The sequence below is a fragment of the Thalassotalea sp. HSM 43 genome, from assembly GCF_004752005.1.
In the GTDB taxonomy this organism is placed as follows: domain Bacteria; phylum Pseudomonadota; class Gammaproteobacteria; order Enterobacterales; family Alteromonadaceae; genus Thalassotalea_A.
Map to the genome: position 1 here is coordinate 3,241,474 of NZ_CP038493.1, position 17,002 is coordinate 3,258,475.

General features: G+C 45.3%; 11 protein-coding genes and 2 rRNA genes. 9 read left to right on the top strand and 4 right to left on the bottom strand.

The genetic code is table 11. From position 1 onward, the window contains the following. Position 1 precedes the first annotated feature (1 nt). The 4 genes from E2K93_RS14175 to E2K93_RS14190 all read right to left on the bottom strand — a co-directional run bounded on the left by E2K93_RS14175 (position 2) and on the right by E2K93_RS14190 (position 4,176). The gene (locus tag E2K93_RS14175; RefSeq protein WP_135439726.1) at positions 2 to 817 is read right to left on the bottom strand and encodes an enoyl-CoA hydratase/isomerase family protein; all 816 of its coding nucleotides are present in this window, start codon (positions 815 to 817) and stop codon (positions 2 to 4) included. Positions 818 to 831: 14 nt separating this feature from the next. Next, entirely contained in the window at positions 832 to 2,439 is a 1,608-nt protein-coding gene (locus E2K93_RS14180; protein ID WP_135439727.1) for a carboxyl transferase domain-containing protein, read from the bottom strand. Between the two features lie 111 nt (positions 2,440 to 2,550). Next, positions 2,551 to 3,720, bottom strand: a complete 1,170-nt coding sequence (locus tag E2K93_RS14185) for an isovaleryl-CoA dehydrogenase (protein ID WP_135439728.1) — start codon at positions 3,718 to 3,720, stop codon at positions 2,551 to 2,553. Between the two features lie 48 nt (positions 3,721 to 3,768). Then, positions 3,769 to 4,176, bottom strand: a complete 408-nt coding sequence (locus E2K93_RS14190) for a MerR family transcriptional regulator (RefSeq protein WP_135439729.1) — start codon at positions 4,174 to 4,176, stop codon at positions 3,769 to 3,771. A gap of 404 nt (positions 4,177 to 4,580) precedes the next feature. On the opposite strand from E2K93_RS14190, the gene E2K93_RS14195 reads away from it, so the two are divergent. From E2K93_RS14195 to E2K93_RS14235, 9 genes are all read left to right on the top strand, one after another. Then, complete coding sequence (locus tag E2K93_RS14195) at positions 4,581 to 5,765, top strand: acetyl-CoA C-acyltransferase (protein ID WP_135439730.1); 1,185 nt, start codon at positions 4,581 to 4,583, stop codon at positions 5,763 to 5,765. A gap of 114 nt (positions 5,766 to 5,879) precedes the next feature. After that, complete coding sequence (locus E2K93_RS14200) at positions 5,880 to 7,037, top strand: acyl-CoA dehydrogenase family protein (RefSeq protein ID WP_135439731.1); 1,158 nt, start codon at positions 5,880 to 5,882, stop codon at positions 7,035 to 7,037. 8 nt (positions 7,038 to 7,045) lie between these two features. Continuing rightward, positions 7,046 to 7,822, top strand: coding sequence for an enoyl-CoA hydratase (locus E2K93_RS14205; protein ID WP_135439732.1), 777 nt, complete (start codon positions 7,046 to 7,048; stop codon positions 7,820 to 7,822). 8 nt (positions 7,823 to 7,830) lie between these two features. Continuing rightward, positions 7,831 to 8,949, top strand: a complete 1,119-nt coding sequence (locus E2K93_RS14210; RefSeq protein WP_135439733.1) for an enoyl-CoA hydratase/isomerase family protein — start codon at positions 7,831 to 7,833, stop codon at positions 8,947 to 8,949. A 50-nt stretch (positions 8,950 to 8,999) separates the two neighbouring features. Beyond that, positions 9,000 to 9,887, top strand: a complete 888-nt coding sequence (mmsB, locus tag E2K93_RS14215) for a 3-hydroxyisobutyrate dehydrogenase (protein WP_135439734.1) — start codon at positions 9,000 to 9,002, stop codon at positions 9,885 to 9,887. A 15-nt stretch (positions 9,888 to 9,902) separates the two neighbouring features. After that, the gene (locus E2K93_RS14220) at positions 9,903 to 10,664 is read left to right on the top strand and encodes an SDR family oxidoreductase (RefSeq protein WP_135439735.1); all 762 of its coding nucleotides are present in this window, start codon (positions 9,903 to 9,905) and stop codon (positions 10,662 to 10,664) included. 128 nt (positions 10,665 to 10,792) lie between these two features. Continuing rightward, entirely contained in the window at positions 10,793 to 11,326 is a 534-nt protein-coding gene (gene gmhB / locus E2K93_RS14225) for a D-glycero-beta-D-manno-heptose 1,7-bisphosphate 7-phosphatase (protein WP_135439736.1), read from the top strand. 534 nt (positions 11,327 to 11,860) lie between these two features. Beyond that, positions 11,861 to 13,402 (top strand): 16S ribosomal RNA (locus E2K93_RS14230). Positions 13,403 to 14,057: 655 nt separating this feature from the next. Next, positions 14,058 to 16,944: ribosomal RNA gene (locus E2K93_RS14235) — 23S ribosomal RNA — on the top strand. The 16S and 23S rRNA genes sit together here, the layout of an rRNA operon. Positions 16,945 to 17,002 lie beyond the last annotated feature (58 nt).

A 17,002-nucleotide genomic window follows, 5' to 3' on the forward strand; every position in this document is an offset into this window, starting at 1 on the left:
ATTATTGTTGTTTGGTGATCCAGGCTGGCTGGCGCTTTTCAAAAAATGAACGCAATCCTTCCTGACCTTCAGCGCTTACCCTAATGCTGGCAATACGCTCACTGGTATCTTGCAGTAATGCCTCATCGACATCTTTAAAGGCAACATCAAACACCAACTGTTTTGCTTGTTCTACCGCTGCTGGGCTATTGGCTAGTAATGTATCAACCATCGCCTCTATTGCATTATCCAGCTCATCAATGGCAACCACTTCATCAATTAAGCCGATGCTTAATGCTTTGTTGGCAAAAAAGCGCTCAGCAGTTTGAAAATAACGACGGGCGGCTTTAACGCCCATAGCTTGAACCACATACGGGCTGATCGTTGCTGGAATAAGGCCTAATTTTACTTCGGATAAACAAAAACTGGCTTTGTCACTGGCAATAGCGATATCACAGCAGCTCACCAAGCCTACCGCACCACCAAATGCAGCACCTTGTACTTTGGCGATGGTCGGTTTATCGAGAAAGTTCAGGGCTTTTAGCATGTTGGCAAGGGCGTTGGCGTCGTGCAGATTTTCATCAAAGCTGTAATCTGCCATGCGTTTCATCCAGCCAAGGTTAGCACCGGCACTGAAGCTTTTGCCATTGGCAGCAAGAATCACCGCGCGAACGTTGTCATGGCCATGCAAGTAAGTGAATACTTGCGTTAGTCGAGCTATCACCGCATCGTCAAAGGCATTGTGCTTTTCTGGATTGTTTAGGGTTACCGTAGCAACACCACGCGCATCAATCGCGAGGTCAACAAACTGTTCAGATAAAGGAATTTCAATCGTCATGTTTTCCACTCCCATTACATTCTAAACACACCGAACTTGGTGTCTTCGATGTCTTTGTTAAGTGATGCGGAAATCGCCATGCCTAGCACATTTCGAGTTTGCGCCGGATCGATGACACCGTCATCCCACAATCTTGCTGAGGCGTAGTATGGATGACCTTGCTTTTCGTAAACATCAACAATCGGTTGCTTGAATGCTTGCTCTTCTTCGTTGCTCCATTGCTCGCCACGTTTGTCTTTCTGGTCACGTTTTACTTGCGCTAATACGCCAGCGGCTTGTTCACCGCCCATAACGGAGATACGAGAATTTGGCCACATAAATAAGAAACGCGGATCATAAGCTCGGCCACACATACCATAGTTACCGGCACCAAAGCTGCCGCCTATCAATACCGTGAATTTAGGCACTTTTGCCGTCGCAACGGCGGTTACCATCTTCGCACCGTGCTTGGCGATACCGCCAGCTTCGTATTGCTTACCAACCATAAAGCCGGTGATGTTTTGTAAGAAAATTAGAGGGATTTTGCGTTGTGCACATAACTCAATAAAGTGAGCACCTTTTTGCGCAGATTCAGCAAATAAAATACCATTGTTGGCGACAATACCCACCGGGTAACCAAAGATATGAGCGAAACCACAGACAAGAGTGGTGCCGTATAGGGCTTTAAATTCATCGAATTCGCTGCCATCAACAATGCGAGCAATAATTTCACGAACATCAAAAGGTTGACGTGAATCTTTTGGCACAATGCCATAAATGTCTTTGCTGTCGTATTTAGGTTCAACAACGTCTTTGGTTGCCAGTTGTTTAGGCTTTAAGCGGTTAAGATTAGCAACAGAGTCACGCACCAATTTTAACGCATGTTGGTCATTTTGCGCGTAATGATCGGCAACACCTGAGGTACGACAATGAACATCTGCACCACCAAGCTCTTCAGCTGATACTTCTTCACCTGTGGCGGCTTTGACCAACGGCGGACCGGCTAAGAAAATGGTACCTTGCTCTTTAACGATGATCGACTCATCTGCCATTGCCGGTACATACGCACCGCCTGCGGTACATGAACCCATAACCGCGGCAATTTGCGGAATATTTTGCGCTGACATGTTGGCTTGATTAAAGAATATGCGACCAAAATGTTCCCGATCTGGAAACACTTCATCTTGATTTGGTAGGTTTGCACCGCCGGAATCAACCAATGAAATACAAGGTAAGTTGTTTTCTTCTGCAATGGTTTGCGCACGAATGTGTTTCTTTACCGTTAGTGGATAATATGTACCACCTTTAACCGTCGCATCGTTGGCGATAATCACACATTCTTGACCGCTGACACGACCAATACCGGTAATGATGCCGGCACTAGGAACATGATCTTTATATACATCGTGTGCCGCTAATTGCGACATTTCTAAAAATGGTGAGCCAGGATCAAGTAAGTGATATACACGATCACGAGGTAATAGTTTGCCACGAGATAAGTGGCGCTCTCTTGATTTCTCGCCACCACCTAATTTAATCTCTTCTACAAGTTTATTCAGATCATCCACTTGCGCTTGCATATGTTCAGCGTTTTCACTGAATTCTTGACTGCGCGTATTGATTTTACTGTTAATAACCGCCACAAGATGTCCTCTATTTGTGCAATTTTGCTACGTTTTTACTGCGTTGTTCTATTCATTTAGTTGTTATTTTTTGCAATAGCAATAGGGCAGTAAACTGCCCTTAACGTCGGCTTAGTTTGACTCGTTAAATAACTCACGACCAATCAACATACGACGAATCTCTGATGTACCAGCACCGATCTCATACAGTTTTGCATCACGCAATAAACGGCCTGCTGGGAACTCATTGATGTAACCGTTACCACCTAACAATTGGATGGTATCTAATGCCATTTTTGTTGCCAGTTCGGCAGAGTACAAAATAACACCTGCGGCGTCTTTACGAGTCGTTTCACCACGGTCACTGGCCTGTGCTGCCATGTAAGCGTATGATTTTGCAGCATTCATTTGTGTATACATGTCAGCAATCTTGCCTTGAACCAATTGGAACTCACCGATTGACTGGCCAAATTGCTTACGGTCATGGATATACGGAACAACTAAGTCCATACACGCATCCATAATACCTAGAGGACCACCAGACAGAACCAAACGTTCGTAATCTAAACCAGACATTAGAACGCGCACGCCTTTGCCTTCTTCACCTAAAATGTTTTCGGCAGGTACTTCGCAGTTTTCAAATACCAATTCACAGGTGTTAGAACCACGCATACCTAATTTGTCGAGTTTTTGATGACGCGAGAAACCTGGGTAATCACGTTCAACGATAAAGGCAGTAATCCCTTTTGAACCAGCACTGGTGTCGGTTTTTGCATAAATCACGTATACATGGGCATCTGGACCATTGGTGATCCACATTTTGTTGCCATTAAGAATGTATTTGTCACCTTGTTTGTCGGCGCGCAATTTCATGCTTACAACATCGGAACCCGCATTTGGCTCACTCATTGCCAACGCACCGATATGTTCACCAGTACAAAGCTTTGGTAAATATTTGGCTTTTTGCTCGTGCGTACCGTTTTTGTTTAATTGGTTTAGACATAGATTCGACATGGCGCCATAACTTAAACCAACAGATGCCGAAGCACGGCTGATTTCCTGCATGGCAATCATGTGCTCTAAGTAACCTAAACCGCTACCGCCGTATTGCTCATCTACGGTCATTCCTAGCAAACCCATGTCACCAAACTTGCGCCATAAATCACTTGGGAATTCGTTGTCGATATCAATTTGCTCTGCGCGAGGCGCAATTTCATCACGGGCGAAGGCGTTTACTTGATCGCGGATCATGTCAACGGTTTCGCCAAGGTTAAAGTTCAGTGAAGAAAATTGAGAAATCATAATATTACCTTTGCTTTAAAATTTGTTTTAAATGAGTCGTTTATTCGTTTATTCGTTTATTTGTTGTGCATGGGTTAGCTCGTCACGAGCCTGTGCACAACGTTGTTCAAGGGTGGTTAACTCGGTTAACACCACTTTAATGTCTTCAAGTTGTTGATGCAGGGCGCTTTGCTTTTCAGCGATTAATTGCATGATGGTATCTAGCTGACTGGTACTGGTTTTATCAGCATCGTATAGCTCAAATAAGCGGCCGGTTTCAGCAAGAGAAAAGCCTAAGCGTTTGCCACGCAATATCAGCTTCAAGCGCACCCGATCGCGGCGACTGTAGATGCGGGTTTGGCCTTTACGTTTTGGCGTGATCAACCCTTGATCCTCATAAAAGCGGATACTGCGGGTAGTAATAGCAAACTCTTTTGCCAACTCGCTAATGCTAAATTGCTGCTGTATTTGATCCATTATTTTCCTATTCGAAGGTTGCGCTGTTTAGGCTAGATCGATCCAACCATGGATTATTTTATGCTACCACTTTAGTGGAAGTTTACGTAAAGGTAAAGCTAGCGTGTTTGAGGCAGTGTTAAGCTTGAATCTATCTGTACACAAAAACTGACGATTAACCAGCTCAATAATAGCCTAGCTCTGCTTGCAGCGCTTTGACGTTAGGCGATAGCACGGATGTCTAAATAGAAGTGGCAATTTAAGATTACATTTTTCTCTGATTAAAATTGCTTTACGTTGGCGTAAACTAAAATTTTGCGGTAGTCTTGAGACACTCTAATAGCATGCCAATGAACATCTCGATATAGAGATGGTCTGATAAAGTTGGTATCACTCTATTACAACACTAATTTCAGGAATAAATTATGTCTTTAAATGATCCTATCGTAATTGTTAGCGCAATGCGCACGCCAATGGGCGGATTTATGGGCGGCTTAAGTGCAGTTGCCGCAACCGAACTTGGCAGCACAGCGGTTAAAGCCGCTGTCGAACATGCCGGTATTGGTAACGATCAGGTAGACGAATTAATTATGGGCTGTGTATTGCCTGCTGGCTTAAAGCAAGCCCCAGCTCGTCAAGCAGCATTAGGTGCTGAATTGGCTTTATCAACGGTTTGTACCACGATCAACAAAGTGTGTGGTTCAGGTATGAAAGCGGCGATGTTTGCTTATGACTCATTGGCGGCAGGTAGTATTGATGTTGCCGTTGCTGGTGGTATGGAAAGCATGAGTAATGCACCATACATTTTACCTAAAGCACGTGGTGGTATGCGCATGGGCCATGGTGAAATCAAAGATCACATGATGATGGACGGTCTTGAAAATGCTTACGATGGTATGGCGATGGGCTGTTTCGCGCAAGATACTGCCGATGATGTTGAGTTCAGCCGTGAACAAATGGATGAGTTTGCATTAACCTCACTTTCACGTGCTAATGCAGCCATTGAATCAGGCGCCTTTAACAATGAAGTTGTTCCAGTAACATTCAAAACTCGCAAAGGCGACGTTACATTTGCTATCGATGAGCAACCAGGCAACGCCCGACCTGAAAAGATTCCTAGCCTACGCGCTGCATTTAAACGCGACGGAACAATCACCGCAGCGAACTCTAGCTCAATCTCAGATGGTGCAGCGGCTATGGTCATGATGCGTATGTCTGAAGCTGAAAAACGTGGTTTAACACCGCTTTGTAAAGTGGTTGGTCACGCAACTCATGCCCAACAACCTAGTGATTTTACCGTTGCTCCAGTTGGCGCAATGGAAAAACTGTTCAACAAAGTTGAATGGAGTAAAGATGACGTTGATTTATATGAAATTAACGAAGCGTTTGCCATGGTGACCATGTTGGCTGTTAAAGAGTTGCAACTTGATCACGCCAAGGTGAACGTCAATGGTGGTGCGTGTGCACTGGGTCACCCGATTGGTGCCAGTGGTGCGCGTATCATGGTTACGCTTATCCATGCCCTGAAAAATAAAGGGCTAAGTAAAGGTGTTGCCAGTCTGTGTATTGGTGGTGGTGAAGCAACTGCCATTGCCGTTGAAATGCTTTAATAAAATAATCAAAAAGCCGCAGCATCGCTGCGGTTTTGCTTTTTAAACGATACCAATATAAACGTTAACAATAAAAAAATGACATATAGGTATTGTTGATGGGGACCATACAACATGAATTTTGATTTAACCGAAGATCAGCAAATGTTTGCTGATATGGCCAATCAGTTTGCTCAAGCTGAGTTCGCGCCAAACGCTGCCCGTTGGGATGCAGAACATATTTTCCCAAAAGATGTTATCGCTAAAGCCGGAGAGTTAGGCTTTTGTGGTCTTTACAGCCCTGAAGATGCTGGTGGTCTAGGCCTTTCTCGCTTGGACTCATCGATTATCTTTGAGCAGTTGTCTATGGGGTGTACCGCGACGACGGCGATGATCACCATCCATAATATGGCAACCTGGATGATCGCGACTTGGGGCATTGAGTCAGTTAAACAAACTTGGTGTGACGGTTTGATATCAGGCCAGCAATTGGCGTCTTACTGTTTGACCGAACCAGGTGCTGGTTCTGACGCTGCATCTTTGCGTACGTCAGCGAAAAAAGACGGTGATGAATATGTTATCAACGGCTCAAAAATGTTTATCTCTGGCGCTGGCGATACCGACGTACTCGTTGCTATGGTGCGCACCGGTGGTGAGGGGGCAAAAGGTATTTCTGCGGTTGTTATCCCTGCTGATGCTAAAGGCGTTATTTACGGCAAAGCCGAAGAGAAATTAGGCTGGAATGCTCAACCAACACGATTGATCACCTTTGAAGATGTGCGTATCCCATGTGAAAATTTATTGGGCGCGGAAGGTGAAGGCTTTAAAATTGCCATGAAAGGCTTAGACGGTGGTCGTATTAATATCGCCACTTGTTCAATCGGTACTGCGCAACAAGCACTAAATACCGCCATGGTCTATATGCAAGAGCGTGAGCAATTTGGTAAACCGATTGCGGCATTCCAAGGTATGCAATTTAAATTGTCTGATATGGCGACCAAACTTGTCGCTGCGCGTCAAATGGTTCGCTTAGCAGCCTATAAACTAGACACTAATCACCCAGAAAAAACCGCCTATTGTGCGATGGCCAAACAATTTGCAACCGACGTAGGTTTTGAAGTATGTGACGCTGCGCTACAAATTCATGGTGGTTACGGCTATATCAAAGAGTACCCACTTGAGCGTCATTTTAGAGATGTACGTGTTCATCAAATTCTTGAAGGTACTAACGAGATCATGCGTTTGATTATCGCTCGCCGCCTATTAACAGAAGGTGCGGCAGAGTTGCTGTAGGAGTGACAATGACAGATTTATTGAAATTAGAAAAACAAGGTAATACCGCGATTATTACCTTTAATAATCCACCAGCTCACACTTGGACCCAGCAAAGTTTGGCAGGTTTGCGCGATTTAGTCTTGCAGTTAAATCAAGATAAAGACGTTTATGCGTTGGTGTTAACCGGCGGCGGTGAGAAGTTTTTCTCGGCCGGTGCTGATTTGAATGTATTTGCCGATGGTGACAAAACCGTTGCTCGTCAAATGGCGGAAGTATTTGGTCAAGCATTTGAAACCTTATCGGCATTTCGTGGTGTCTCAATTGCGGCAATCAATGGTTGGTCAATGGGTGGTGGTCTAGAAGTCGCATTAGCGTGTGATATCCGTATTGCCGAAGAACATGCGGTTATGGCTCTACCTGAAGCATCGGTTGGTTTATTGCCATGTGCCGGTGGTACGCAAAACTTACATATATTAGTTGGCGAAGGTTGGACCAAACGTATGATTTTATGTGGTGAGCGTGTTGACGCGCCAACAGCATTGCGTATTGGTCTTGTTGAAGACGTCGTTAGCAAAGGTGAAGGCCTGAATAAAGCCATTGAATTAGCCGCGAGAGTTGCTAAGCAATCACCTGTTGCGGTAGCGGCATGTAAACAGCTTATCCAGAAAAACCGTTCAATGCCTATTACCGAGGCATTACCGCAAGAGCGCGATGCCTTTGTTGATCTATTCGATAGCAAAGACCAGGCGGAAGGCGTCAATGCCTTTTTAGAAAAACGTAAGCCGCAATGGCGTAATGAGTAAGGTAAGTTATGTCTGATATCGTATTATTTGACGAGCTGGAATGTCGTAATGACAAAAAACTGGCGCTAATCACATTAAATTCTGAAAAGTCGCTAAACGCGTTAAGTCATGCAATGGTCAATGAGATCACACCAAAGTTAAAAGCATGGCAAGAGCGCGATGACATTGTTGCTGTATTTTTACAAGGTGCCGGTGATAAGGCGTTTTGTGCTGGCGGTGACATTGTTTATTTATATAATAATTTACCAGATGTTAATGGTGACCCAGCACCTAAAGTTGAGCAATTCTTTTTAGATGAGTATGAGCTTGATCATATGATTCATACCTACAACAAACCATTTATTGTTTGGGGTAATGGCATTGTTATGGGTGGCGGTCTTGGTTTAATGGCGGGTGCTAGCCATCGTGTCGCCACACAAAACACCCGTATTGCCATGCCAGAGATTAGCATTGGTTTATACCCGGATGTCGGCGGCAGTTATTTTCTTAATAAGATGCCAAACAATACCGGTTTATTTCTAGGCTTAACCGGTGCTGCCATAAATGCTACCGACGCCAAATATGTATCACTAGCCGATCATTTTATTGCTCACTCTCATAAGCAAGACGTACTTAATGCATTAGCGGATGTTAATTGGGGCGGCACCAAAGCGCTTAATGAAGATAAGCTTAATGATGTGTTATTAGCGTTTGAGCAGCAAAGTAAAACATTAGCGCCGGTATCAAATATAAAAGGTCATCAGTTACTGATTGATGAATTAACTGGAGCCGATAATATTAGCCAAATCGTTGCCAATATTAAAAATGCCGACATCGACGACAAATGGTTTAACAGAGCACAGAAGTCACTTGCCCACGGCAGTGCATTGAGCGTGCAGTTAACCTACAACCAAATACAAAAATCTAAAAACATGTCGTTGGCTGAGTGTTTTCGTATGGAACTGACCATCTCGAAAAAATGTGGCGAGTTTGGTGAGTTCAAAGAAGGTGTCCGCGCCTTATTAATAGAAAAAGATAATAATCCGCAGTGGAAATACCCGGATGTTGCAAGCGTTGATCAAGACGTTATCGATTGGTTCTTTACCAGCGATTACATTGAAAGCGCACATCCTCTAGGGCACTTATAAGTGTTCACTGACGTGATATAACGAAACAAGAATTATATTAGGAGTATTACATGGCAAATGTAGCTTTCTTTGGTTTAGGTAACATGGGTGGCCCAATGGCTGCCAACTTAGTAAAGGCCGGTCATAGTGTCAAAGTGTTTGATTTGTATGACCAGGCAGTACAACAGTTGCTTGACCAAGGAGCAACCACCGCAAGCTCAAATCAGCAATTGGTTGACGGTGCAGACTTTATTGTTTCTATGCTTCCAGCGGGTAAGCATGTTGAAGGTTTATATTTAGGTGAAGATGGTTTAATTAATTATATTAAGCCAGGCGCGTTAGTTATTGACTCTTCTACAATTGATAAGCCAACCGTTGTTAATGTGGCATCGGCTTTAGCCGAAAAGGGCATTAACTTTGTTGATGCACCGGTATCCGGTGGTGTTGGTGGTGCGATTGCCGGCACCTTATCTTTTATGGTTGGTGGCGAAGACGCTGATTTCGCTACAGCGAAACCATTACTCGATAATATGGGTAAAAATATATTTCATGCCGGCTCTCACGGCGCAGGCCAAATCGCCAAGGTATGTAACAACATGCTGCTTGGTATTCTAATGGCGGGTACATCGGAAGCATTACAACTTGGTATTGCCAATGGCTTGGATCCTAAAAAATTGTCTGAGATCATGTTGCAAAGCTCTGGTCGTAACTGGACCCTAGAACTTTATAACCCGTGTCCGGATGTTCTAGAGAATGTGCCATCAAGCAATAACTATGAGGGTGGCTTTATGGTTGACTTAATGGCAAAAGACTTAGGTCTGGCATTAGATACCGCTGTTAACAGTCAATCATCGACCCCTATGGGGGCGTTAGCGCGCAGCTTATTTGCGATTCATGCCGGTCAAGGCAACGGTAAAAAAGATTTCAGCAGCATCTTTAAGATGTTTGATAAAGAATAATTGAAAGGTATACACATGGATATCATGAATAAAGTAATCGTTATCACCGGTGCCGGTGGCGGTTTAGGTCGTTCTATGGCGGTGGATTTTGCTAAGCAAGGCGCTAAGCTTGCCTTGGTTGATCTTGGTGAAGACGCTCTGGCTGCGACGTTAGCTGAAGTTGAGGCGGTTAATGGTCAAGCGAAGGTATATATTGCCAACGTTACTGATGAGCAAAGTGTTGAGTCAACTTTCGAGAAAATCGCAGCCGACTTTGATGGCATTGATGGTTTGGTAAACAATGCCGGTATCTTACGTGACGGTATGTTCATTAAAGTTAAAGACGGTGAAATCGTTAAGAAGATGTCACTGGAGCAGTTTCAGTCGGTTATTGATGTCAACTTAACTGGCGTATTCTTATGTGGTCGTGAAGCGGCAGCCCAAATGATCAAGTACAAGCGCAAAGGTGTGATCATCAATATGTCGTCTATTGCTCGCCAGGGTAATATGGGACAAACCAACTACTCTGCGTCTAAAGCCGGTGTCGTTGCGATGACAGTTACTTGGGCACGTGAACTGGGTCGTTTTGGTATTCGCGTTGGTGCAATCGCCCCTGGTGTTATTCGAACCGCAATGACCGATGCAATGAAACCTGAAATGCGTGAGCGTTTAGAGAAAATGAAACCGGTTGGTCGTTTGGGTAGTCCAGAAGAGATTGCGCATACTGCTAAGTACATTTTTGAAAATGAATTCTTCACTGGTCGCGTCGTCGAAATCGACGGTGGCTTATCAATGTAGTTTATCAATGTCATAGTATTGTTGTTTACTATCGACAACATAGTAATATGTCATATTGATAAAAGAGCGAATGATGATTCGCTCTTTTTATTTAGCACACTAGTAACGCACTAAAGGGCAGATATTAAATGAACAAAGCCTTATTCCTCGATCGAGATGGCATTATCAATGTCGATCATGGCTATGTATATAAAGCGGCAGACTTTGAGTTTGTTGACGGTATCTTTACGCTTTGCCAAAAGGCAAATGAAAAAGGCTATGACATATTTGTGATAACCAATCAGTCCGGTATCGCCAGAGGTCTGTACAGCGAACAAGATTTTTTTGAGTTGAGTCGTTGGATGAGCGAGCGCTTTGCCGAACATGACGTCATTATTAAAGATGTCTATTTTTGCCCTCATCACCCAGAAAAAGGCAACGCCCCGTATAAAAAGCAGTGTCAATGCCGAAAACCTGAACCTGGAATGATATTAAAAGCCGCACAGCAACATAATATTGATTTGCAAAACAGCATATTTATAGGTGATAAAACCTCAGATATGGTGGCTGCACAGCGTGCAGGTATAGAATCTCGAGTTCTGGTTTCAAGTCGTTATCATCAAGACGACGATATCGACGCAATAAAAGTTGCGAACTTATGCGCGTTTATTGAGCGTTTTTAGTTATTCTTGTCTATAATTTGACCGGCTAAACGTTTTTTTCAAAAAAACTTAAAAAACGTGTTGACGCTTCCGAAAAAATCCCTAAAATGCGCATCCACTTCCACGGGAACAGCGGCACTAGCCGAAGTAACCAAAAGATTATCTTCGATAACTTGGAAGTTCGGTTTTAGGTTTGCAACCCTTATATTAACGGTTACAAACGACAACAATTAATTTGAAGTTTTTTGAATTTAATTGTTGACATCGAAACTGAGTTGCGTAGAATGCGCATCTCGCTTCAGGCAAGGCCTGGAGCAACAAGCACTAGCGAATGCGACTACTGCTTAGTTCTTTAATCAGAACGTTCTTTAACAATTAGTTATCATGCAATTTGTGTGAGCACTCACAAGATAAGATGGTTTTACCATTAAGTCTTTTTTAAGACTTTACTTGATGAGTTCTCATGCAAACGACAATTTATGTCAAAAATGTTTTTCGAAAGAGAAACAGCAACAGAATTCATTGAGTCGAAACATTTGTTTCAAACAACTTTTTTAATTGAAGAGTTTGATCATGGCTCAGATTGAACGCTGGCGGCAGGCTTAACACATGCAAGTCGAGCGGAAACGAAGGGTAGCTTGCTACTCTGGCGTCGAGCGGCGGACGGGTGAGTAATGCTTGGGAATATGCCTTGAGGTGGGGGACAACAGTTGGAAACGACTGCTAATACCGCATAATGTCTACGGACCAAAGGAGGGGATCTTCGGACCTTTCGCCTTTAGATTAGCCCAAGTGAGATTAGTTAGTTGGTGGGGTAATGGCCTACCAAGACGACGATCTCTAGCTGGTTTGAGAGGATGATCAGCCACACTGGGACTGAGACACGGCCCAGACTCCTACGGGAGGCAGCAGTGGGGAATATTGCACAATGGGGGAAACCCTGATGCAGCCATGCCGCGTGTGTGAAGAAGGCCTTCGGGTTGTAAAGCACTTTCAGTCGTGAGGAAAGGTAAGTAGTTAATAACTGCTTACTGTGACGTTAGCGACAGAAGAAGCACCGGCTAACTCCGTGCCAGCAGCCGCGGTAATACGGAGGGTGCGAGCGTTAATCGGAATTACTGGGCGTAAAGCGTGCGTAGGCGGTTTGTTAAGCGAGATGTGAAAGCCCAGGGCTCAACCTTGGAACTGCATTTCGAACTGGCAGGCTAGAGTATTGTAGAGGGTGGTGGAATTTCCAGTGTAGCGGTGAAATGCGTAGAGATTGGAAGGAACATCAGTGGCGAAGGCGGCCACCTGGACAAATACTGACGCTGAGGCACGAAAGCGTGGGGAGCAAACAGGATTAGATACCCTGGTAGTCCACGCCGTAAACGATGTCAACTAGCTGTCTGTAGACTTGATCTGTGGGTAGCGTAGCTAACGCGCTAAGTTGACCGCCTGGGGAGTACGGCCGCAAGGTTAAAACTCAAATGAATTGACGGGGGCCCGCACAAGCGGTGGAGCATGTGGTTTAATTCGATGCAACGCGAAGAACCTTACCATCCCTTGACATCCAGAGAATTTACTAGAGATAGTTTAGTGCCTTCGGGAACTCTGAGACAGGTGCTGCATGGCTGTCGTCAGCTCGTGTTGTGAAATGTTGGGTTAAGTCCCGCAACGAGCGCAACCCCTATCCTTATTTGCCAGCGCTTCGGGCGGGAACTCTAAGGAGACTGCCGGTGATAAACCGGAGGAAGGTGGGGACGACGTCAAGTCATCATGGCCCTTACGGGATGGGCTACACACGTGCTACAATGGCAGATACAGAGGGCAGCAAGACCGCGAGGTGGAGCGAATCCCACAAAGTTTGTCGTAGTCCGGATCGGAGTCTGCAACTCGACTCCGTGAAGTCGGAATCGCTAGTAATCGTGGATCAGAATGCCACGGTGAATACGTTCCCGGGCCTTGTACACACCGCCCGTCACACCATGGGAGTGGGTTGCAAAAGAAGTAGCTAGCTTAACCTTCGGGAGAGCGGTTACCACTTTGTGATTCATGACTGGGGTGAAGTCGTAACAAGGTAACCCTAGGGGAACCTGGGGTTGGATCACCTCCTTACCTTAAGTAAAACGCTTACTTGGTCGAGATTGTTCCTTACAATCTTTCGACACTTCCTACATCCTTGTAGGTCGTCGAGTGTTCACACAAATTACATGATAACTATTGAAAGAAATCAAAGATGAAATCTTTGTTGATGAGATACCCTAAATTCAGTTTAGGGTCTCCCGATGATTTACCTTTGGTTTTTTACCAAAATCTTTGCCGAATGCGCGCATTGATTAATTCTTTAACAATTTGGAAAGCTGATATTAAACCCGGTAACTTATGCTTGCGACCTCCAATCGTAAGCGCTGAATAAGTTACCACGATAAACAACTTGTTGTTTATCAACCGAAACGTGTCAAAGCGTTTCAAATTATAACTAACACTATTCGTTGTGTTAGTTGTTCTTACTCAAGGCTCAAATGGCAACATTTGAGTTTGATAACGTAAGTTATCAACATTCTTATTGAATGCGTGAAAATGTCAGATATACATTTGAATTTGGATTTGTCTCCAAATTATTCAAAATGCCATTGCGCAGGATTTTGAGCGTTAGACAACGCCGTCAAGTTCATTACGCTGGGAGTTATCTTCGGATAATGACCAAGTAATTAACGACGACAAGGCAGTATAAGGTTCAAAAGACAAGCAAGACTTTTTGGGGTTGTATGGTTAAGTGACTAAGCGTATGTGGTGGATGCCTTGGCAGTTAGAGGCGATGAAGGACGTGTTAATCTGCGAAAAGCCCAGTTAAGCCGATAAAAGGCGTTATAGGCTGGGATGTCCGAATGGGGAAACCCACCCAACGTAAGTTGGGTATCGTTAAGTGAATACATAGCTTAACGAGGCGAACCGGGAGAACTGAAACATCTAAGTACCCCGAGGAAAAGAAATCAACCGAGATTTCCTTAGTAGCGGCGAGCGAACGGGAATTAGCCCTTAAGCGGTTTGTAAGTTAGTGGAATGCTCTGGAAAGGGCAGCGATACAGGGTGATAGCCCCGTACATGAAAATAAACTTACCGTGAAATCGAGTAGGACGGAACACGTGAAATTCTGTCTGAATATGGGGGGACCATCCTCCAAGGCTAAATACTCCTAACTGACCGATAGTGAACCAGTACCGTGAGGGAAAGGCGAAAAGAACCCCTGTGAGGGGAGTGAAATAGAACCTGAAACCGCATACGTACAAGCAGTGGAAGCCCTTCGGGGTGACTGCGTACCTTTTGTATAATGGGTCAGCGACTTATGTTCTGTAGCAAGGTTAACCGATTAGGGGAGCCGTAGCGAAAGCGAGTGTTAACTGCGCGTTTAGTTGCAGGGCATAGACCCGAAACCCGGCGATCTACCCATGGGCAGGTTGAAGGTTGAGTAACATCAACTGGAGGACCGAACACACGTATGTTGAAAAATGCGGTGATGACCTGTGGGTCGGAGTGAAAGGCTAATCAAGCCGGGAGATAGCTGGTTCTCCCCGAAATCTATTTAGGTAGAGCCTCGGACGAACACCATTGGGGGTAGAGCACTGTTAAGGCTAGGGGGTCATCCCGACTTACCAACCCTTTGCAAACTCCGAATACCAATGAGTGCTATCCGGGAGACACACTTAGGGTGCTAACGTCCTAAGTGGAAAGGGAAACAACCCAGACCGCCAGCTAAGGTCCCAAAGTCTATGTTAAGTGGGAAACGATGTGGAAAGGCCCAGACAGCTAGGAGGTTGGCTTAGAAGCAGCCACCCTTTAAAGAAAGCGTAATAGCTCACTAGTCGAGTCGGTCTGCGCGGAAGATGTAACGGGGCTAAACATAGCACCGAAGCTGCGGATTTGAACTTAGGTTCAAGTGGTAGGGGAGCGTTCTGTAAGCCGTTGAAGGTGTGTTGTAAAGCATGCTGGAGGTATCAGAAGTGCGAATGCTGACATGAGTAACGATAAGGGGAGTGAAAAACTCCCCCGCCGAAAGACCAAGGTTTCCTGTCCCATGTTAATCAGGGCAGGGTAAGTCGGCCCCTAAGGCGAGACCGAAAGGTGTAGTCGATGGGAAACAGATTAATATTTCTGTACTTCTATATATTGCGAAGGAGGGACGGAGCAGGCTAAGCAAGCATGGCGTTGGTAGTCCATGTGAAAGTATGTAGGCTGGAAATTTAGGTAAATCCGGATTTCCTTAAGGCTGAGATACGAGACGAGATTCTACGGAATTGAAGTTGTTGATGCCATACTTCCAGGAAAAGCTTCTAAGCATCAGATATATAGGAACCGTACCCCAAACCGACACAGGTGGTTAGGTAGAGAATACTAAGGCGCTTGAGAGAACTCGGGTGAAGGAACTAGGCAAAATAGTACCGTAACTTCGGGAGAAGGTACGCCGGCTAGGGTGATGAGACTTGCTCTCTAAGCCTCGGTCGGTCGAAGTAACCAGGTGGCTGGAACTGTTTATTAAAAACACAGCACTGTGCTAAATCGTAAGATGACGTATACGGTGTGACGCCTGCCCGGTGCCGGAAGGTTAATTGATTGGGTTAGCGTAAGCGAAGCTCATGATCGAAGCCCCGGTAAACGGCGGCCGTAACTATAACGGTCCTAAGGTAGCGAAATTCCTTGTCGGGTAAGTTCCGACCTGCACGAATGGCGTAATCATGGCCACACTGTCTCCACCCGAGACTCAGTGAAATTGAAATTGCGGTTAAGATGCCGTATACCCGCGGCTAGACGGAAAGACCCCGTGAACCTTTACTATAGCTTGACAGTGAACATTGCTCCTACATGTGTAGGATAGGTGGGAGGCTTTGAAACTTGGACGCCAGTTTGAGTGGAGCCAATCTTGAAATACCACCCTTGTATGCGTGATGTTCTAACCTGGGGCCCTAATCGGGCTTGGGGACACTGTCTGGTGGGTAGTTTGACTGGGGCGGTCTCCTCCCAAAGAGTAACGGAGGAGCACGAAGGTTGGCTAAGTATGGTCGGACATCATACGGTTAGTGCAATGGCATAAGCCAGCTTAACTGCGAGACAGACACGTCGAGCAGGTACGAAAGTAGGTCATAGTGATCCGGTGGTTCTGAATGGAAGGGCCATCGCTCAACGGATAAAAGGTACTCCGGGGATAACAGGCTGATACCGCCCAAGAGTTCATATCGACGGCGGTGTTTGGCACCTCGATGTCGGCTCATCACATCCTGGGGCTGAAGTCGGTCCCAAGGGTATGGCTGTTCGCCATTTAAAGTGGTACGCGAGCTGGGTTTAGAACGTCGTGAGACAGTTCGGTCCCTATCTGCCGTGGGCGTTTGAGAATTGAAGAGGGCTGCTCCTAGTACGAGAGGACCGGAGTGGACGAACCTCTGGTGTTCGGGTTGTCATGCCAATGGCATTGCCCGGTAGCTATGTTCGGAACTGATAACCGCTGAAAGCATCTAAGCGGGAAGCAGGCTTTGAGATGAGTTCTCACTGGGACTTTAAGTCCCCTAAAGGGTCGTTGGAGACTACAACGTTGATAGGTCAGGTGTGTAAGGGTTGTGAGGCCTTGAGCTAACTGATACTAATTGCCCGTGAGGCTTAACCATACAACACCCAAACGGTTTTGTATGTGTTTGATGTAAGTCACGCATCATAAGAATTGAG